This window comes from Chryseobacterium flavum (assembly GCF_003385595.1).
Classification (GTDB): Bacteria; Bacteroidota; Bacteroidia; order Flavobacteriales; family Weeksellaceae; genus Chryseobacterium; species Chryseobacterium flavum.
The window spans coordinates 217939-238265 of record NZ_QNUE01000002.1; the positions used below are offsets into that span (position 1 = coordinate 217939).

Annotated in this window: 20 protein-coding genes; 9 read left to right on the forward strand and 11 right to left on the reverse strand. The window is 35.7% G+C overall.

What is annotated here, in order from left to right:
• Positions 1-69: 69 nt before the first annotated feature.
• Both DRF59_RS03090 and DRF59_RS03095 read right to left on the reverse strand, forming a co-directional pair.
• The gene (locus DRF59_RS03090; protein ID WP_115956820.1) at positions 70-1092 is read right to left on the reverse strand and encodes an acyltransferase family protein; all 1023 of its coding nucleotides are present in this window, start codon (positions 1090-1092) and stop codon (positions 70-72) included.
• A gap of 99 nt (positions 1093-1191) precedes the next feature.
• Positions 1192-1962 (reverse strand): class I SAM-dependent methyltransferase, encoded by a 771-nt coding sequence (locus DRF59_RS03095; RefSeq protein ID WP_115956821.1) that lies wholly within the window; start codon positions 1960-1962, stop codon positions 1192-1194.
• A 299-nt stretch (positions 1963-2261) separates the two neighbouring features.
• On the opposite strand from DRF59_RS03095, the gene DRF59_RS03105 reads away from it, so the two are divergent.
• Positions 2262-3425 carry a glycosyltransferase gene (locus tag DRF59_RS03105; RefSeq protein ID WP_115956823.1) on the forward strand — a complete coding sequence of 388 codons (1164 nt, stop codon included), beginning with the start codon at positions 2262-2264 and terminating at the stop codon, positions 3423-3425.
• Between the two features lie 50 nt (positions 3426-3475).
• Here DRF59_RS03105 and DRF59_RS03110 read toward each other — a convergent pair whose 3' ends face one another.
• Positions 3476-3712, reverse strand: coding sequence for a phosphopantetheine-binding protein (locus DRF59_RS03110; protein ID WP_115956824.1), 237 nt, complete (start codon positions 3710-3712; stop codon positions 3476-3478).
• 26 nt (positions 3713-3738) lie between these two features.
• Entirely contained in the window at positions 3739-4713 is a 975-nt protein-coding gene (locus DRF59_RS03115) for a ketoacyl-ACP synthase III (protein WP_115956825.1), read from the reverse strand.
• A gap of 36 nt (positions 4714-4749) precedes the next feature.
• On the opposite strand from DRF59_RS03115, the gene DRF59_RS03120 reads away from it, so the two are divergent.
• The 7 genes from DRF59_RS03120 to DRF59_RS03150 all read left to right on the forward strand — a co-directional run bounded on the left by DRF59_RS03120 (position 4750) and on the right by DRF59_RS03150 (position 10774).
• Positions 4750-5325 (forward strand): acyltransferase, encoded by a 576-nt coding sequence (locus DRF59_RS03120; RefSeq protein ID WP_241505467.1) that lies wholly within the window; start codon positions 4750-4752, stop codon positions 5323-5325.
• Entirely contained in the window at positions 5318-6469 is a 1152-nt protein-coding gene (locus tag DRF59_RS03125) for a glycosyltransferase (RefSeq protein ID WP_115956826.1), read from the forward strand. The genes DRF59_RS03120 and DRF59_RS03125 overlap by 8 nt, the downstream gene beginning before the upstream one ends.
• 9 nt (positions 6470-6478) lie before the next feature.
• The gene (locus DRF59_RS03130) at positions 6479-7033 is read left to right on the forward strand and encodes a serine acetyltransferase (protein WP_115956827.1); all 555 of its coding nucleotides are present in this window, start codon (positions 6479-6481) and stop codon (positions 7031-7033) included.
• Between the two features lie 326 nt (positions 7034-7359).
• Positions 7360-8028 (forward strand): carbonic anhydrase, encoded by a 669-nt coding sequence (locus tag DRF59_RS03135; protein ID WP_115956828.1) that lies wholly within the window; start codon positions 7360-7362, stop codon positions 8026-8028.
• A 20-nt stretch (positions 8029-8048) separates the two neighbouring features.
• A complete protein-coding gene (locus DRF59_RS03140; protein WP_115956829.1) occupies positions 8049-8348 on the forward strand; it encodes a hypothetical protein in 300 nt (99 codons plus the stop codon).
• Positions 8349-8490: 142 nt separating this feature from the next.
• On the forward strand, positions 8491-10083 hold the full coding sequence (locus tag DRF59_RS03145) for a SulP family inorganic anion transporter (RefSeq protein ID WP_115956830.1): 1593 nt from the start codon (positions 8491-8493) through the stop codon (positions 10081-10083).
• 52 nt (positions 10084-10135) lie between these two features.
• Positions 10136-10774: a carbonic anhydrase gene (locus DRF59_RS03150; RefSeq protein WP_115956831.1), complete on the forward strand. Its 639-nt coding sequence runs from the start codon at positions 10136-10138 to the stop codon at positions 10772-10774.
• An 81-nt stretch (positions 10775-10855) separates the two neighbouring features.
• Here DRF59_RS03150 and pth read toward each other — a convergent pair whose 3' ends face one another.
• The 7 genes from pth to mfd all read right to left on the reverse strand — a co-directional run bounded on the left by pth (position 10856) and on the right by mfd (position 19649).
• Positions 10856-11419 carry an aminoacyl-tRNA hydrolase gene (gene pth / locus DRF59_RS03155; protein ID WP_115956832.1) on the reverse strand — a complete coding sequence of 188 codons (564 nt, stop codon included), beginning with the start codon at positions 11417-11419 and terminating at the stop codon, positions 10856-10858.
• An 80-nt stretch (positions 11420-11499) separates the two neighbouring features.
• Entirely contained in the window at positions 11500-12420 is a 921-nt protein-coding gene (locus tag DRF59_RS03160; RefSeq protein ID WP_115956833.1) for a hypothetical protein, read from the reverse strand.
• Positions 12421-12519: 99 nt separating this feature from the next.
• A complete protein-coding gene (locus DRF59_RS03165) occupies positions 12520-13380 on the reverse strand; it encodes a hypothetical protein (RefSeq protein WP_115956834.1) in 861 nt (286 codons plus the stop codon).
• A 154-nt stretch (positions 13381-13534) separates the two neighbouring features.
• Positions 13535-14272 carry a hypothetical protein gene (locus tag DRF59_RS03170; protein WP_115956835.1) on the reverse strand — a complete coding sequence of 246 codons (738 nt, stop codon included), beginning with the start codon at positions 14270-14272 and terminating at the stop codon, positions 13535-13537.
• Between the two features lie 7 nt (positions 14273-14279).
• Complete coding sequence (locus tag DRF59_RS03175) at positions 14280-15095, reverse strand: hypothetical protein (protein ID WP_167456639.1); 816 nt, start codon at positions 15093-15095, stop codon at positions 14280-14282.
• 3 nt (positions 15096-15098) lie between these two features.
• Positions 15099-15920, reverse strand: coding sequence for a hypothetical protein (locus tag DRF59_RS03180; RefSeq protein ID WP_115956837.1), 822 nt, complete (start codon positions 15918-15920; stop codon positions 15099-15101).
• Positions 15921-16280: 360 nt separating this feature from the next.
• Positions 16281-19649, reverse strand: a complete 3369-nt coding sequence (mfd, locus tag DRF59_RS03185) for a transcription-repair coupling factor (RefSeq protein WP_115956838.1) — start codon at positions 19647-19649, stop codon at positions 16281-16283.
• Positions 19650-19891: 242 nt separating this feature from the next.
• Between mfd and DRF59_RS03190 the strand changes: the two genes are divergently transcribed.
• Positions 19892-20287: a hypothetical protein gene (locus tag DRF59_RS03190; protein WP_115956839.1), complete on the forward strand. Its 396-nt coding sequence runs from the start codon at positions 19892-19894 to the stop codon at positions 20285-20287.
• Positions 20288-20327 lie beyond the last annotated feature (40 nt).

A 20327-nucleotide genomic window follows, 5' to 3' on the forward strand; every position in this document is an offset into this window, starting at 1 on the left:
TATTTTTTAAGGGAACATGTATTATCTCAATCATTGTGAATGTTTTATATTATACAAAAATAAATATTCTCATCCGATTTTTATTTGTTTTAGATATTCTCTCAATGGCTTTTCAATAAATTGGTAGAATAAAACTGAGGTGGCAATCAGAACAATTAAATAAATCCAGAACACACTATCAATATCTAAATAATATTTTTTTACAACCTCTCTCAATATATATAAAACAGGAATGTGTGTAATATACACTGCATAACTCGCTTCACCCAGATACTCCAGAGGTTTTAATGAAAATATTTTAGTCAGCATTCCATTATTCCGTGAAATTAAAATAATAAGCGGAACAAATAATATTGCCATCAAACCATTGTGATAAAAAAGAGGAATAAATATTAATGCCAATAACACCAACATAAAAATTGCCATTACAGGAACATCATAATTTTTCGGCTGATGATGTTTTACAAAAAACAATCCTGCAAGATTTCCTACCAAAAACTCATTAATATGCATTAAAGGATAATAATACAAAAATTCATGACTTTCTGTATGTGGCCCTTTATAATATACAGATCCCTCATAAATACTGCAAAATATCTGTGTAGTGATCCAGATAACTATCGAAATGATCCATATACTTTTGCTTTCTTTAGAGTAAAAATAATTATAAAGCAAAGGAAAAAGCAGATAAAATAAAAACTCTACAGAAATTGACCAACCGGGAAAATTCAGGATCATAGCTTCTCCAGGAATCCAGCTTTGGAGTCCAAACAGATATAAAAAACCTTTATAAAAGCTAAAGTTTGTATATCGTGTTATCAGATAAAGTAACAGCCCCAGTACATATAAAGGATAAATCCTTGCGAATCTGTTCCTGTAATAACCCCGGTAATCAATCCTGCTTTTTTTATGATAAGCTATGATCATAATAAAACCCGACAGAATAAAGAAATAACTGACTCCTACATTTGCTTTCAGAAAAATATTTGAAATGTAATCTATCTTATATAGAAATAAATCTTTATTAAAATGGGAAATGACAATAGCCATGGCCGCAAGAAACCGGGTAAATGTAATCTGGGGTATCTTCATAAAAATGGTCTGAACAGCGATACCGAAGCCTTAATTAAACTATTCCCTATCCGAAAAACTCCCATAATTTTCAGCTAACCCCTATTTGTTTCAAAGAACCTATTTGATAAATACACCAATATATTTCCCTTCGTATTCTACAACTGTGGTCTCTAAATTATTTTTTTCACAAAAATCCTGATAGGCAGAGTTATCTCCAATATCATCACTAATGAACACTCCTCCTTTTCTCAGATGCCTGTACAACTCATCATATGCCCATATTCTTCCGTTATAGCTTTTATCGGAATCATAATGGATCACATCAAAAAACTGGTTTTCAGCAAAGATCTTTGGCAGAGATTCCTTATCGGCAAAGCGGAATAATTTCCAATTCGGTTTAAGCGGCTCAGGAACTACATAACCTACATATTGATCACTATCCTGCGCCAGATAAGGCATATCTGAACTGTATAGTGTTCCATCTCTTTTACTTATTGATAAAAGTGACGCTAAAGAAGACCAGCCATAGGCAACTCCGGTTTCTACCACCTGTTTGGCACCGGTAAATTCGCAGGCATAGTAAATCAGCTCTAAAGCTCCTGCACCTCCCATTTTCACGGGGCATGCATTTTCTCTCCTTATCGCTTCCTGCAAAACGTCCTGGTAATCCACACGAAAACTATCGATTTCTGATCCGAAGAGTTTTAAAACAGCTTCTTTTTGGGTAATTGCTCTTTCTGCTGCCCAGGAACCGGTTTTTTCTTTTCCTTTAAAGGCATTCCCTCTGTTAACCGTATTTTTAATAATTTTCCGGCCCAACTCCGGATAAAGATCGGGTCTTTTCAAATACCCTATAAATGTCTTGAGAACTCTAGTTATTTCACTCACTGTGTTGTCATTAATAAAAACAAAAATAAAGATTTTTTTTCATTTATCTAAAACAGATTATATTTGTGCAGTTCAAATGAAAAAGGAAATTCGCAATAAATTCCTGATTTTTTAACGGTACGTATACTGGAATAAATATTGTATTGATGCCTAAACGTTAGAGGAGTATTCTTAAAATATAAACGGAAAAATTCCCGGAACAGTCCGGCTATCAGAAACTTTTGTCCTTCTGGCATATAGAACGGAGTTTTATAGGATAAAGAAAAAATCTCCGTTACTTTACAAAAACTTTTCAGATAATGAAGAAAAATAATAAAATAAAAGTTCTCTTCAGACACCGGTCCATGGAGATGGGCGGAGTAGAGAAAGTTATACTCAGCATGCTTAATAATCTCAATCCTGATAAATTCGATATCACTGTATGTCTGAACTTTAATCAGGGTGAGCTTAGGAATGAATTCCCCAAACATGTAAAAAAAGTATACCTTACTGATGGCAAAGAGGATTTTTCTCAGAACCCTTTTATTCATAAGCTTCAGCTTATTCGCAGAAGATTAAAGCTTTCCCGGGCTATAAAAAACCATACAATATCCGACCGTATTTTAGGAAATCAGAAATTTGATATTGAAATTGCACCTACATATGCAGCCTTCTCAGCTGTTACGAATTCCAGCAACAGAACTTCAAAAAAAATAGGATGGTTTCATTCAGAAATCAATCTGCCTGCCTTACAGCCTTTGGTCCCTGATATTCTTGAAAATTTCCCAAAGTTTGATCATATGATATATTGCTCACAAAAGATCAAGGAAATGATGCACCGTTATTATCCGGACCTTAAGTACCCGGAAGAAAGTGTTGTGATCAACGCTATTCCGATTGAGGAGATCAAAAAGAAAGCCCGGGAAAAGATAGAAGACCTGCCACAGGGTCCGGTCTTTGTATCAGTAGGCAGGCTTCATCACAGAAAAGGGTATCACAAACTTATTGATGCTCATAAAAAGCTTATTGACGAAGGCTTTAATCATAGCATTATAGTACTCGGGAACGGTGAGGAAATGAAAAATCTGAGAGAGCAGATCCAGGCTAATCATGTTCAGGACACTTTCATACTGGCAGGCAATAAAATGAATCCTTACCCTTACGTTAAAAATAGTGATTATTTTATTCTGCCTTCAGAGTCCGAAGCCTGGCCTCTCGTTATTGCCGAAGCATTGATTCTTCAGAAACCTATAATCGCAACTGACACCGGAGATGTGGGACTTATGATAAAGGACAGAGAAACAGGATATCTTATCAGCTATGACACTGAAGAAATGTATAAAGCCATGAAGACATTCCTGACTGATCCGGAACTGATCGCAAAAATTAATAAAAACCTTGAAACGATTGAAGATCAATTTGACAATCAGAAAATTTTCAATGATGTAGAAAAAATCATTGAAACCCTTTACCAAAAAATGTAATCAGCAGTATCATCTGAATAAATAAATGGTGACCTTTTCAGGTCACCATTTTATAAATCTTCAAAATTCTCTTTCCCGATAATATCAACGATATCTGAAACAGTTTGTATATCCTTAAATTGATTACTGTCAAATTTTTGATCAAAATTTTCATCTACAAAAGCAATGACAGAAAGCAGACTGATGGAATCATAATTTTCCAGATCCTTTAATTTTGTCTCTAAAGTAAGAATTTGCTTCTCATCCAATTCCTCTTGTAGTCTTTCTAAAAAAACGGAAATTTTCATATCTCTTTTATTTTTGATTTAAATAATTACATTTCAATTACTGTTCCTCCCCAGGAATATCCCACTCCAAAACCAGCCATCAAAACCTTATCCCCATCCTGAATCAGCCCTTTATCCATCATATTTTTTAAAGCAATTGGGATGGTCGCTGAAACCGTATTTCCTGTTTTTTCCATATCAATATAAAACTTTTCTACCGGAATTTTAATTTTCTTCCTAAGGTAATTCAGCATAAATGAATTTGCCTGATGAAAAACAAAATAATCTATATCTTCCATTTTCAGATCATTGATATCAAGGGTTTCATGAATCAATCCGGGAATATTCTCTATCGTAAAATTAAAAATTTCCGGTCCGTTCATATAAAGATATTCTGGATTAAACTCATGTTCCGGATTTAATTCAAAATCAGTTCTGAACGCCCCCTTTTTAACAATCAGATTTTCTGCTCCGCTCCCATCAGTACCCAGGCAGAACTTATAGTCTCCCGCACTTTCAGCAGCCTCAACAATAGTAGAGGCAGAAGCATCACCAAATATACACCGGTTCCCTTTATCTTTTGGATGGATATGCTTAGTATATGTTTCTGAAGTGACCAGCAAAACAGACCTTGCCATTCCTGCTGCAATTAATCCTTTCGCAAAACCCAGTCCATATACATATCCGGAGCATCCTAAATTAAAATCCATAGCCCCGATATTCTTTCTTAAGCCTAGCCTGTCCTGTAAAATACATGCCGTGGTAGGCAGAAAATAATCAGGACTTTGGGTACAGAAAAGAATAAAGTCTATTTTATTTTTATCGTATCCTTTAAAAAGTTTTTCAGATGATTTTACGGCAAGATCCAGAACAGTCTCATTATCTGCGGAAATGTGACGCTGTACAATCCCTACTTTTTCCCGGATTCTCTCCGAGCTCCATTCAGGAAACGCCTTTTCCAAATCCTCATTGGTAAGGATTTTATCCGGTAAATAATACTCTATTTTAGAAATTTTTATCATATAAATTCTTTTCTTTGCATTAGAAACAAATTTAGAATGATGATATTTATTTATCGTGTTATATTAAAAATTCATACCACTTATCAATATCTAATCAAACAAATTTATCTGAAAATTTGTATTGCCAAAGGATTAAAGGTAGGAAAAAATGTTCGTTTCGTAGAAGTTCCCGAACTCGGAACAGAACCTTTTTTAATTGAAATAGGTGATGAAACCACACTTTCCAATAATGTAAGATTCATCAACCATGACGGAGGATATAATGCACTACATTTTTTTGAAAAGTTCAGGGATGTCAGAGCTTTTGGCCGGATAAAAATAGGAAAGCAATGTTTCATTGGTGCGGATACCATTATCATGTTAGGAGTTGAAATGGGAGACAACTGTGTTTTAGGAGCAGGTTCCATTCTCACTTCTTCAATGCCTGATGGAACGGTTTATGCAGGAGTTCCTGCAAAATTTATTTGTACAATCGAAGAATATGGTAATAAGGCTTTAAAAAACAATGTAATGTATCCGCGTGAGCTTGAACCGGACAGAGCAAAGCTGGAAAATTATATTAAACAGAACCTTCCTCATACCTATAAACCAATAAAAAAAATAAATGGCTGAAAAAAAGAAAATCCTTATCAGAATTGGTTCTCTAAGACACGGAGGCGCAGAAAAAGTGTTGATCAATTTTCTTAAAAACCTTCCTGAAGATAAATATGATGTAGACCTGCTGATCAACCTTTATACCGGAATGTATATTCAGGAAGTTCCGTCATGGGTAAAATTACATTATCTGCTGAAAGGAGAAATGATTACCACGAACAGGCCCCATGAAATACCTGTGAAAGCCTTCAGGGTATTATACCAGAAAATGTTTTTATTGTTTCCTTCCCTTCTTTACAGATTTATTTTAAAAAATAAAAAATATGATGTAGAAATTGCAGCCATTCATGGCATGTACAGGGAACTCCTTTCCAGTCCCCAAAAGGATTCAAAAAAGATTATCTGGATACAGAATGATATTTTTAATCTGAAAGAATATACTCCGGAAATCATAAAGCAATTTTTCAGGTTTGATAAGATATTGGTCATTTCCAATAAACTGAAAGAGGAAATGCAGAAACTTGCCAAAACTGATAAAGAAAAACAGTCTGTTATAAAGATTTTCAACCCGATTGACAAAGAAGATACCATCAGGAAAGCAGATATACCTATTAACGATTATCCATTTTCAAAAAATCTTCCCACTTTTATTACAATTGGTACAGTATATCCGCAAAAAGGATATGACAGGCTTCTTGATGTTCACAAAAAATTATTAAAAGAGGGGCTTCAGCACCAGATTATCATTATTGGTGACGGCTTTGATTTTGAAAATATTCAAACGAAACTGAACCAGCTTGAGCTTCAGGAAACAGTAAAAATGCTAGGGTTCAGAAGTAATCCTTATCCATACCTTAAAGAATCTGATTTTTATGTAATGTCATCAAGACATGAAGGTTTTCCAACCATTATTGCAGAAGCTCTTATTCTGAATAAACCTGTAGTATCCACTGATGTATCAGGAATTAAAGATCTTCTCCAGAATGGAAAATTAGGGATCATTACTTCAAATTCAGAAGACGGCATTTATGAAGGTATGAAAAAATTCCTAACAGATAAAGAGCTAGCCAAAAAGTATGAAATGGAAATAACAGCTACTGACCTTCCTTTTGTACTTCAAAAATCAGTTTCACACCTCCAGGAAATCATTGACACTGTATAAATACTTGCGATGCCAGATTACACAATTATACAAAAAGACTTTTACAGAGAAAGTGGAAAGTGGCTTTCACCCTTAAAAATTTGGGCAAAATGTATCAATCCAAATCTTCATTATGTTTATATCCTCAGAAAAGCTCAGAGATATAAACATAATCCTGTTCCCGCCCTCTTCTGGAAGATCATTTTAAGACATTACCAAATAAAATACGGATTTCAGATCTATCCTGAAACTGAAATCGGAGAGGGGTTATATTTAGGACATTGGGGTGCTTTGGTAATTAATCCTAAAGCAAAAATCGGAAGAAACTGCAATATTGCCCAGGGGGTTACTATAGGACAGCAAAACCGTGGAAAAAATGAAGGATATCCGGTTATTGGAGATGAAGTCTGGATCGGGCCAAATGCTGTTATTGTAGGAAGCATCAGCATCGGAAACAATGTACTGATTGCGCCGAATGCATATGTTAACTTTGATGTTCCCTCTGATTCAATGGTCATGGGCAATCCTGGGAAAATATATCCTAATACCGAGGCTACAGCGGGCTATATCAACAACAAAGTCTGACTAATAAGCTCTGGTTTCTGCACATTTTTCATCCAATCAGTTTTTATTTGGAAAAATTAAGAATATTTTAATTTTCTAATCCTGAATTATAATTTATACTTCGTAATTTTATCCTGGAATTTTGATGTTTGAATTATCAAACTTAATATAAGGCGGGCAGCGTTTTTACAAGACATGATTTTAAGCATATTTTAATATTAAACTTTGTTAAAACTAGCCATTTATTCATCAAAAAGTATATTTTTGCATAGTTATTGATTTAGTCTATTGAATTTGAAAATAATTTAAACGAAATAAATAATTATAAACTTTTAAAAATTTAAATTATGTCACAATCGTACGAGGTTATTTTCGAAAACAACAGAAAATGGGTAGAATCAAAAGTCTCGGAAGACCCGAATTTCTTCCAGGAATTAGCAAAAACTCAAACTCCTGACTACCTGTATATCGGATGTTCAGACAGTAGAGCAACAGCGGAAGAACTGATGGGTGCAAAGCCGGGTGAAGTTTTTGTTCACCGAAACATTGCCAATGTTGTCAATACTTTAGATATGAGTTCTACGGCGGTTATCCAATATGCTGTAGAGCATCTGAAAGTAAAACACATTATTGTATGCGGACATTACAACTGTGGTGGTGTAAAAGCAGCAATGACTCCTCAGGATTTAGGTTTATTAAATCCTTGGCTGAGAAACATCCGCGATGTTTACAGATTACATCAGGCTGAGCTTGATTCTATTGAAGACGAAGACAAACGTTACGACAGGCTTGTTGAACTTAATGTTCAGGAGCAGTGTATTAATGTTGTTAAAATGGCCTGTGTACAGGAAAGATACATTTTAGAAGAGTATCCTATTGTACATGGCTGGGTATTTGACCTGAGAACAGGTAAGATTATTGATTTGGAGATTGATTTTGAGAAAACCTTAAAAGATATCCAAAAAATCTACAACCTTACTGGTTCTGACTGGGTGATGAGCAGAAAAACAAAATAGTTTTTCTAAATGAATGTAAGATGAAATTCTGGAGTATTATTGTATTAACGTTTTTTCTAAATTTCACGGCGCTGCCAGGCATAGCTGCAGTAGCCGGATGGGATATTGCGAGAACGAATGTGATAATCAACGAAGAAGAACCACATTCAAACCCATCTTCTTTTATTGTTTACGAAAAGGCTATTCCAAAAACTTTGGACGTTTTTGATTACCTTAAGTTTTCTGAACCTGATTTTCAGGGAATGTCCTTTGTTCTGATCGATGATTCCTTTCATCTTTCGCCTCTGCTTACTATATTTTCTCCCCCTCCGGAAGCTTAGTTTTTAACAGTAGATTTTTTTGACACTTATTCTGTATCAGTTTTTTGATATAGGATACACATGTACTTTAAAAATTAAAAATTTAAAAACTTTCATAACTGACTTATAAAATAAGCCAGGTTATATTTCACAGCTTTACATCATGAAAAAGACATCATTAATAGGAGGAATAAAGGAGAACTTTCCTTCAGGACTCGTGGTATTTTTAGTAGCACTCCCATTATGTCTGGGAATTGCTTTAGCCTCAGGTGCTCCGCCATTATCAGGTATTATTGCAGGAATTGTAGGAGGCCTTGTCGTAGGATTAATCAGTAATTCAAATATTTCAGTATCCGGACCTGCTGCCGGTTTAACGGCAATAGTTTTAACAGCTATAACAGATCTTGGTGCATTTGAACTTTTCCTTTGTGCAGGTATTATTGCAGGACTTATACAATTGATCTTAGGTTTCGTAAGAGCAGGAAGTATTTCAAACTACTTTCCGAACAATGTTATTGAAGGAATGCTTGCCGCCATCGGTATCATTATTATTTTAAAGCAGATTCCACATGCTTTAGGTTTTGATAAAGATTATGAAGGACATGAGTCTATCTTTGACAATGGATTAAATTTCGGATACTTTACAGAATTATTCGGAGCGATTCATCCCGGGGCTGTTATTGTTACCATTGTTTCTGTAGCAATACTTATTGCATGGGACAAAGTGCACGCTCTGAAAAGAATGAAGATGCTTCCGGGAGCACTGGCAGCAGTAGTAATCGGGATTCTTCTGAATGAACTTTTCAAATTATCAGGAAGCTCCCTCGCAATCAGCAATGAGCATTTGGTATCATTACCTGTTCCACAATCCCTGGATGATTTTAAAAATCTGATTACAATGCCTGATTTTAACGGATTTACCAATCCAAAAGTTTGGATTGTAGGAGCAACGATTGCTATTGTAGCTTCTATTGAAACATTACTGTGTATTGAGGCATCTGATCGTCTGGACACCCAAAGAAGGATTACCGATACCAATCTTGAACTGAAAGCCCAGGGAATCGGAAACCTGATAAGTTCATTCATCGGCGGGCTTCCAATGACTTCCGTTGTGGTAAGAAGTTCAGCCAATGCCAATGCAGGAGCCACATCTAAACTATCAGCAATGATTCATGGCGTATTGTTATTGGTATGTGTACTTACAATTCCTGTCATTCTGAACATGATACCACTTGCCACATTAGCTGCTGTATTGATATTGGTGGGGTATAAATTAGCAAAACCCGCAACATTCAAACATTTCTGGCATTTGGGAAAATTCCAGTTTATTCCATTTGTGGCCACTGTTATAGCTGTTGTAGCAACTGACCTGTTAAAAGGAGTAGGAATAGGTCTTACCATTTCTATCTTCTATATTCTGCAGGGAAATATGAAAAGAGCTTATTATCTGAGCAGAGAAACACTGGATGATGCAGATGGAATTAAAATCAAATTAGCAGAGGAAGTTTCATTTTTAAATAAAGCAGCTATTAAAAAAACGCTTAAAAATATCAAGCCAAATTCTAACATAATAATAGATGCAAGAAACACCTCGTATATTGCTACTGATGTTCTGGAAATGATTCAGGATTTTGCCAATATCCGTGCCAAGGAGCAGGATATTACGGTAGAGCTTTTAGGCTTCAAAACTTCGTACAGAGATTATGAAAGAAGTGAAGACTCACATATCCTGGTAACCCATAAAAGAGCCATGTAATCTCTACGGCCAATTATTTTTTAACTTTAAAAATTCAAAACAATAAAATTATATGAAAGCACATACATACGAAACCCAATCAACAATCACTCCTGAAAAAGCATTAGAATTCTTACAGGAAGGAAACCAGAGATTTGTAAATAATCTTAAGGCAAACAGGGATCTTCTGGAACAGGTTAACGCCACACGCGAAGGACAATGGCCGTTTGCCGTAGTTTTAAGCTGTATAGACAGCCGTACATCTGCAGAACTTATTTTTGACCAGGGGCTAGGGGATATTTTCAGCATCAGAATTGCCGGAAATTTCGTAAACCAGGATATTCTGGGCTCAATGGAGTTCGGATGCAATGTTGCCGGTTCCAAACTTATCGTTGTATTAGGTCATACGAAATGCGGAGCCTTAAAAGGGAGTCTTGATGCTGCACAGATTGAAGGGCTGGGAATGGATAACCTTAATCATCTTATCAATCATTTCACACCTATTATTAATGAAGTGATTGAGGAAAATGAAGAGCGTTCATCAAAAAACAGCTCGCTTTTAGAAAGACTCAACCAGCAGAATGTAAAAAATGCAATTGAAGATATACGCAAACAGAGCTCAACACTCAGAAACCTTGAAAATGAGGGGAAAATTAAAATTGTTGGGGCTAATTATGATGTTGAAACAGGGGCAGTAAGCTGGTTGCTCTAAGGTTGATTAAACAATTATAAGAATACAGTAAGGCCATCGGATTCGATGGCCTTTTCTATTACCTATTCCTGAGTAGGATACTTATTTCCCATTAAATGCAGACATTGTATTGTTCAAACCCGCAAATACAAAAGAAAGACCTGCCTTAGAAAAGGTTTCAATTCTTTCTTCAAGCTTCTCAGATTCTTCTTCATTCCAGGTTCCAAGGACATAATCGACCTGTCTTCCGGCAGCAAAATCTGCTGAAATTCCAAACCGGAGCCGGGTATAGTTTTGGGTCTGCAGCACTTCATTAATATTTTTAAGTCCGTTATGCCCAGCATCCGATCCTTTACCCTTCATTCGCAATGTTCCAAAAGGAAGAGCCAGATCATCCGTAATGATTAAAATATTTTCCAGAGGAATATTTTCTTTCTGCATCCAATACCTTACGGCATTTCCTGAAAGGTTCATATAGGTGTCAGGCTTAAGAACAAAAACTTTTCGTCCTTTGTATTTTCCTTCCGCAAGCCATCCGAAATTTGCTGTATTAAATGAGACTTCTAACTTTTCAGCAATTTTTTCAGCTACTTTAAAGCCTATATTATGTCGTGTATTTTCATATTCTGAGCCTTTGTTCCCCAGACCAACTATTAAATATTTCATCAGAAATTTTTTGCAAAATTAAGGGATAAAAATAAAAAACTCAACCTTAAAGATTGAGTTTAAATATTTTCAGAAGTTTATTACTGAGGTTTATAGATATAATTTATTCCAAATCCTTTTGTCATGTAAGTCTGAGGATCATACACATAGTTTGTACTCTTTACAATCGGATTAGGAATTGGCGGTGTCAAATCTGTAAATGACCACCTTTTAGGGTTATTCGGAGACAAAATAAGACTTTCTTTATCATTAAAATCAGTATTTAGAAGCCTCGAAATCTTATAAGCCCAAGGTAATAATGTAAAAGGGCTGATTTCATTGTCATATGCATAATATTCATAGCTGTACTTTCTGTCAACAGGGCCAGGTGTTCCCCCGGCTATAGGCCCATAATGTTTTACAACCTTAGAGATATTGTCTCCTACATACGTATAGGTGGTTTCTGTAAAAGAATTAAATGATGCTCCAGCCGGACCTTTTTCCATACGAATGGATTCCAGTTTTCCTGTAGTTGCAGTGTACTTGATTTGATACATAGATGTTGTCTCTTCCAAAAGTGTTTGAGGACCTGGTGTTGTAGCAGGTGGAACCGGCGGAGGCCTTCTGAAAACAGAACGTTTTTCAGTAATTTTTTCTAACCGTCCGGTATTGTTATAAGTCAGCAACCTTTCAAAAGAGATACTATCTTTGTCCAGTTTGCTATTTCCGTCAAGGTCTAAAAATCCGTTAAAATTAATCTGACTTATTTTATCTCCACTGTACATCACATTCGTAATAGAAGCACTATCTGTGATCACTGTATTCAGAAGAAGCCCGCTATAACGATATTCTGCTATAGTATCTTTGTCTGTAATTTCTCTATATAATGCCCGGGGACCGGTTAATCCTCCCGTATTGTTAAGATCCAGCAGAGGATTCCCTTCTTCATCTACTAGATCCTTGCAGGAATGTATTGAGGAGAAGCCTGCGATTAATAAAATAAAATAGAAAAGTTGTTTCATTTCCTGATAAATTGATTATTTTTTGACAAATATAATTTTTTTTTGCATAAAAATTATATGATTATATTATATTCCAATAAGATTAATAATGAAATCTTTTTACAGATTCTTATAACTATAAGCTATTTTCTGATTTTTTTCAGTCAGCGGATACCCCTGATTGTCGTACGTATAACTTTGTGAGATATTGACTCCTGGTGCCGGAGCAGGCATCTGAACATATATGGATGTAGGATTATTTGGAGACATTCTGTAGAAATTAACAGGATCAACAAGGCCTCTTACTAAAAAAAACACCTTTGGAAGTGTTGCGAAAGGACTTTTCTGAGAGTCATAGTTCTGGAAGCTATAAATCGTTTTGGTGGCAGTCGTCATATCCGGATCTCCATCACTATCTAAAATACCATTAGAGCAGGTTACTTTAAAGATATTGTTCCCATTATATGTAAAAACGTTCTCTATAAATTTATTGTAGGCTGATATTCCCCCAACTTTTCTCTTTTCCAGAATTTTAGTCAGCTTTCCATCAACATTATAACTGAAAATAAAATCACTTACATAAGAATTTCCACTGGTTGAAGCTGTTGCAGTACAAGATGCATTGTAAACCATACCGTTAGCATCAGGAGTAATATTAAATTCATATGCTGTACTTCCTGAAGTCTGGCTTACAAAATTAACTTTAGTAATTTTCTTATTGGTATTATAGGTGAGAGTACCGGTATAATATGCATTGGAATTCCCGGCTTTAAAGATTGCCTGTTCCAATATCCCACCTGAAGTAATATATTCCTCCTGGGATATACTGTTCATACTTACCTTTTCCAATATCTTTTTGGGCGGAGCTCCCTCGTCAGGATTTGGAATGGATTCTGTAGGATCAGAGGTTGTATTACATGCAGCCAATATCCCCATAAGAGCAACACCGGTAAACATTGTAAGAAAATAGTTTTTTACCATAGAAAATTAGTTTTTAGTACGTCCAAATATAATTTAATTTTCGATAAAATCATGTAATTTATAGAAACAAATTCACAACAAACAGTCATTAAAAACAAAGAAAATCTAAAAACATAACGTTTTTAGATTCTCTATTATTATATTTATTATGAAATTAATAAGGTTGTAGTACAGATGTAGTCAAAACAGATTGTGACATATCATTACTTAAATACACAGGATCAACCGCTCTTCCTATTCCCAGAGTTGTACTGCTTAATGCTCTCTTTATACAGGCAACTTTGACAATGTATTTATTTTTAGGAGTAAGATCGGAAAGTGTAGCATTAAGATTAAATATCTTATAAGCTCCGCTCTCACCCAATAATACGTCTGTTCTAACAGCTTTTAGCTTATCATCAACGAATACTCCACATGCGAAACTCGCAGATCCTGCGCCAATTTTCTGAACGGTTGTCTGGAACGAGAAGGTCACCTTATTGGTCATATTGGTTACAGAAAATGTGTCAGCTGTTCCCGGAAGTACGGTCCAGTTACCAGCCAGAGCATCACCATCATAATAAGGAGTAGTGGCTCCGTTAGGGGATGTAAATGTTAACCCGGTCTGATCTGCAACAGTATTGATAGAAAACAAAGACATACTACCCTGCCCGTCAGCTATTTTAATTGATTTCCAATCATTGGCTGTCATTTCAGAATTATTGTGGAAAATATCCCCGGGCCTGCCGGCAGACCCTTTTAGTAAATCTGTCCCCCCTGTTCTTAACTCTTTTCTGACATTTAAATCCCCATTAACATCCAGCATATTGGTGGGGGTTTGCGTATTTATACCTACTTGTGCATTCATAAAAACAGCCAGCAAGAAAGACTTTAAAAATAATATCTTTTTCATATCTCATTTAGTTTATTATGGGGTTAAATACCTCCGGAACCTCATAGACATCTACTTTCAGAGAAGATTGAGCAATAAAGTCATTGATATTGCTATATACATTTTTTCCTATTGTCAATGTCCTGCCCGTTGCCCCGTAAGAAGCAAGTCTTGAACATGCTACACTTACAGTATGATCTCCTTTAGAAAGATTTTCCACAACTCCAATCTGAGTATGGGTAAGAAAAGGATGTGAGGAATTGATGGCTTTTAGATTTCTCTGTCTTAAATTGATCAGTTTATCATCTACAAAAATTCCACATGCATAATCTATCGATGTATCTGTAGACCCATTGGTACTAAAATCAGCCTGTACTACTGTTTCGAATTGAAAGTAGGCCTTACTTTGAGTACTGAAAACACTGATTGTCTTAGATAGCCCATCGATTTTTTTAAATCCGTTCAAATTTCCTATACTGGTTCCTTTCACAAAAGTTACTTCTCTGGAAGTTGCTATATTCGCCTGCTCATAAGAAGCGAACGTAATTCCCTGCTTATCCGAAAAGGAATTGTTGAAAATAAGGTAAAATTTATTGGGCTCATATTCCGGAATACGTAGTGTTTTCCAGATAGGCGGATAGCCTTCCCCCTGTGACACTAGAAGCTGGTCATTATTTCCCTGTGACACGGTATTATCCGTAGCATCAAAGACTGCAATTTTACTCCTTAAATTCATATCACCGTTAACATCCAGTATTGCTTTTGGAGATTCTGTCTTAATTCCTACCTGGGCGTATATTAATAATCCTGCACTAAGAAATAGAGTCAATAATAATTTTTTCATCACTTAGTTGTTTTTATAACTTACATATTCGATAACATCTATTTTCATGTTGGATTCTAACGTAAATGCATTAGAAGCACCATTGGAACTCTGAACATTATGCCCAATAGTGAACTGGGAATTTTGATTAGATGTTGTAATCTTTCTGCATGCAATTTCAATTTTATGGTCCCCAACCGGAACATTTAGTTCTGTATAATTAAGGGTAAAAATATAATCCTGGATTCCGTTTTTTCCAGAGTTATTATTAGAAGCTATCCTATCAGGACGTACAGCAACCAGTTTACCATTTCTGAATACTCCACAGGCAAATCTAACATTATCCGAAATGGTAGAAACAGGAGCTTTCATTTCAACTCCTGACTGGAACTGGTACGTTAGCCTGTTCCTTCCATTTTTAATAGCAAAGTTATTTTCCAGGCCGGTAATTTTAGTCCATTTACCTTTTGTAAGATCTGTGATGTCATCTCCTACATTATTCCTATAGATATTATCTCCGGCAACGCCATTTGAAAGCGTTGAAATACCTACCTGATCTGACGACAAATACGAATTGATCAATTTGTATTGCCCCTCTTCCATAAAGGAAACATTCAATGATTTCCAAACCGGAGGATTACCCTCTCCCTGAGAAACCAAAACCTGGCCGTTTAACCCGGCATCACCAGCCTGAGTTGAACTTCCTCCTACCCTAAGCTCTTTTCTTAAAGTGGTTTTTCCATTGACATCGAGAGCAGATTTTGGCTTAGGAGTCCCGATTCCCACCTGTGCGTTAATATGGAGTGAAACTAACCCAACCACGCAGCAACAAATAATTTTTTTCATAATAAGGACTGCAAATGTACAAATAAGAACCCTAAAAATTCCAGTTATACATTTGTAAGCCTATAGAAATAAACACATTACAACATAGAAATTTTCCCACATAAAAGTAGAATTATTTCTACATAACTCTACTTTTTGCTCTTCCTTACTGCTGCCATGATCCCTTAAACGCCGTATGCAAAAGAGTTCACAGATTTTTTTTAATCAATAAAAGGTGATTTCAAAGAGACTTAAATAATCTTAATTCTCAAACAAATGAATATTCAGAAACAAAAAGCTGACAATAATCACAAAAAAACATATAAAAACTTAAGTTTTTATATGTTTTTTCTTTCCTAAAAAATTGTTCCCGTGGAATTTTTAATTGTGTTCAATAATAGCTTTCAGTAAAACATTAACCTCATCCACATTCTTTATTTTTTCTTTTCTCATCATAAGCTGATTTCCTTCTTTACCTGCCTTTTCTTTAAGCTGGGCTTCGGCAGGATTCCTTGTTAAATAGTTAATGATGTGCCTGAATCGGTCGGTCTGGTAAAATTTATCCTGCGGGTTGCCTGGAAAATAACCTAAAAACACACCATTTTTCATAACAATTTTTTCAAATCCAATATCAGCAGCCAGCCACTTCAGGGAAACACTTTTCAACAGGTTAACAGCTTCTTTGGGAAGCGGGCCAAAACGGTCTGTCAGTTCAAGTTCAAACTGATGAAGATCCTGTTCATTATTGATTTCTGCAATTTTCTGATAAAGCAGTAATCGCTCTTCCGTATTGGAAATATAGAAGTCAGGCAGCATCAGTTCCAGATCGGTATCAATATTTACTTCTTTTACAGATTTGAAAAGTTTTTGCCGGTCCTCTTCATTCTCAAACAGATTCTCAAAGTCTGCATCATCTTTTAGTTCTTCCAGAGCTTCCTGCATGAGTTTCTGGTAGGTTTCAAATCCCATTTCATTAATAAATCCGCTCTGCTCTGCTCCTAATAAATCCCCGGCTCCCCGGATCTCGAGATCTTTCATAGCAATCTGGAATCCGCTTCCCAGATCTGAAAATTGTTCAATAGCTTCCAGCCGCTTCCGGGCATCAGAAGTCATCATATCATAAGGAGGAGTAATCAGATAACAGAATGCCTTTCTATTACTACGTCCTACCCTTCCTCTCATCTGATGTAAATCAGCCATTCCAAATCTGTGGGCATCATTAATGAAAATGGTATTGGCATTCGGTACATCTACCCCGCTTTCTACAATGGTAGTAGAAACCAGTACATCATATTTCCCTTCCATGAAATCCAAAACATTTTTTTCTAACTGTTTTCCTTCCATCTGACCATGCCCGGTAATAACTCTGGCATCAGGAACCAGACGCTGAATAAGCCCCGCAATATCTTTAAGATTTTCAATCCTGTTATTGATAAAATAAACCTGGCCGTCTCTCTGCAGCTCATAAGAAACAGCATCACGTATTGTTTCCTCATTAAACCCTATAAGCTGTGTATCCACAGGCTGCCTGTTAGGAGGCGGGGTTTTAATCACTGACAGGTCCCTTGCCGCCATTAAAGAAAATTGTAATGTTCGTGGAATAGGAGTAGCGGTTAATGTAAGAGTATCTACATTATTTTTAAGGGTTTTCAATTTATCTTTTACTGAAACACCAAACTTATGTTCTTCATCAATGATCAATAATCCCAGATCCTTGAACTTAACAGAACTGCTTACCAACTGATGGGTTCCAATAATAATATCTACTTTTCCATTTTTAAGATCTTCCAGGGTTTCGGACTTTTGCTTAGCTGTTCTGAAACGGTTAACATATGAAACATTTACAGGAAAATCTTTCAACCTTTCTTTAAAGCTCCGGTAATGCTGGAATGCCAAAATAGTAGTCGGAACCAGTACAGCCACCTGCTTCCCATCTGTTGCTGCTTTAAACGCAGCACGGATCGCGACCTCTGTTTTTCCAAAACCAACGTCTCCACAAACCAGTCTGTCCATGACTGTATCTGCCTCCATATCTTTTTTTACATCAATTGTTGCTTTTTCCTGATCCGGAGTATCTTCATAAATAAAGCTTGCTTCCAGCTCATTCTGTAAATAAGAATCCGGCGTATAGGCAAATCCTTTTGCTGTTTTCCTTTGAGCATATAATTTTATAAGGTCAAAAGCAATCTGTTTTACTTTTGCTTTAGTTTTCTGCTTTAAAGTTTTCCAGGCAGGAGATCCTAATTTGCTCAGTACAACTTCTTTTCCTTCCGGTCCGTTATATTTTGAAATTTTATGTAGAGAATGAATACTTACATACAATAAATCTCCATTTTTATAAGTCAGTTTAAAGCATTCCTGAATTTTCCCGTCATTATTCACTTTAACCAGACCCATGAATTTTCCTATCCCATGATCAATATGTGCAATATAATCTCCGATTTTCAAGGACATCAGATCTTTCAGGGTAAGCTGTTCTGATTTAGCAAATGTATTTTTAGATTTATATCGCTGATAACGGTCAAAAATCTGATGGTCTGTATATACTAACAATTGATGATTGTTATCTACAAAACCTTCATGAAGTTCCGATTTAAAACTTTTGAATGGCAGCTCATGCTCTAATTCTTCAAAAATGGATTCCAGCCTTTCCTTTTGTTTTTCAGTTGAAAAAGAAATCCAGGTATCAAAACCCTGATTCTGTTTTTCTTCAAGATCTTCGATCAGCAGTTCAAAGTTTTTATGAAAAGAAGGTTGTGGAAGCTGATCAATTTTAATTTCGGTCACCTCTTTCAGACCTTCAATAGTTATCCCTCCAAAATCAACCGTTGCAAATTTTTTATAATCAAATAAAAACTCCTGGTCAGATATAAACAGCTCCTCAGGTCTCCGATGGGCGATGTCTTTACTTAAGGCATCATACTTTTCCAGAGCCTTTTCATAAAATGCTTTAATTTTCTGCATTCCCACCATTCCGTTTCTGGAGATAACAAAGCTCTCCTTTGGCAATAACTGCAACAATGAAACCCTGCTTCCTGTTACTGAAAAATTCATGTTGGAAACCAGCTGAAATTCTTTTACTTTATCTACTGAAAGCTGAGTTTCTATATCAAATGTTTTAATGCTTTCTACCTCATTTCCAAAAAAAGTTATTCTATATGGTTTTTCATGGGAATAAGAGAAGACATCCACAATTCCACCTCTTACAGAAAACTCTCCGGGCTCAGAAACAAAATCAGCCTGTTGAAAATGATAATGATTTAGCAGTTCATCTACAAAATCAAAATCCAGCTGATCACCCACTTTAATATGATGAGAGATTGCTTTGAAATCTTCTTTCTTTAATACTTTTTCGGACAAAGCTCCGGCATAAGCGACAATTACCTTTGGAGACCTGCCAGAATTTATTTTATTTAAAACCTCAGTTCTAAGGACCAGATTAGCATTTTGAGTTTTTTCTACCTGATAGGGTTCGAGATGTGTGGCAGGAAAATACAATACTTTTTCTTTTCCCAGTAAGTCTTCCATTTCTGTATTGGCATACAAAGCATCCTCTTTATCATCTACTAAGTAAAGGATACTTTTCTTCTGAACTAAAAAAAGTTCTGCTACAAAAACGGAAACAGAAGAACCGGCATGCCCTTTTACAGAGATATGCTGGTCGCTTTCCAGCCGGGTAAAAATTTCTTTTCCGAATTCCTTTTGAAGAAGGTCCGGAAGAAATTTTTCGTTAATAGGTTTTAACTGCATAAGTAATAGTATAAAACGACGAAAGCGATTTCGGGAGCTTCCCGAAACCGTAAGTAAAGAACAAAGGTACGGATATTTTTTCTTGGGCTGTTTTTCAAACGCATTTGGATTTCTAACTGAGCTTTTCAAAAAATCTTAATTTTTACTAATTTATTTAACCGGTTGTTAAAATAGTTGTAAAAAATTTCCAATGGCATAATGTTTGGGATTTTAACCTTATTAAACACTAAAAGAATAGTATTATGAAAAAAGCAATTAAAATTTTAGGAGTTATGATGCTGTTGGTTTTTACAGCATTATCTTTTTCATCCTGCAGCAGTGATGATGATCCAACTAACAATGACTTCTTTGCCGGAACCTATAAAGGAAGTATTTCATACAAAGACGGGCAGGGCACCAACATCAGTACTGACAACGGGAGTGTATTTGTAACAAAGATTGCCAGCGGGACCAAATACAATTTTGCTTTCTCAAACAGCATCCCCGATCTTAACGGGATAGAATTTGAACAAAAAGGGGATCATACGCTGGTAATGGTGGGTTCCACAACAACTTCTTACATCAGAATTGACAATAATGAATTAAAAATCCTGTATCTTAAAGATGGTAAAACATGGACAGCCAACTGTACACGTTAATACATTATATAATAAGAAGCCTGTTTAAAAGCAGGCTTTT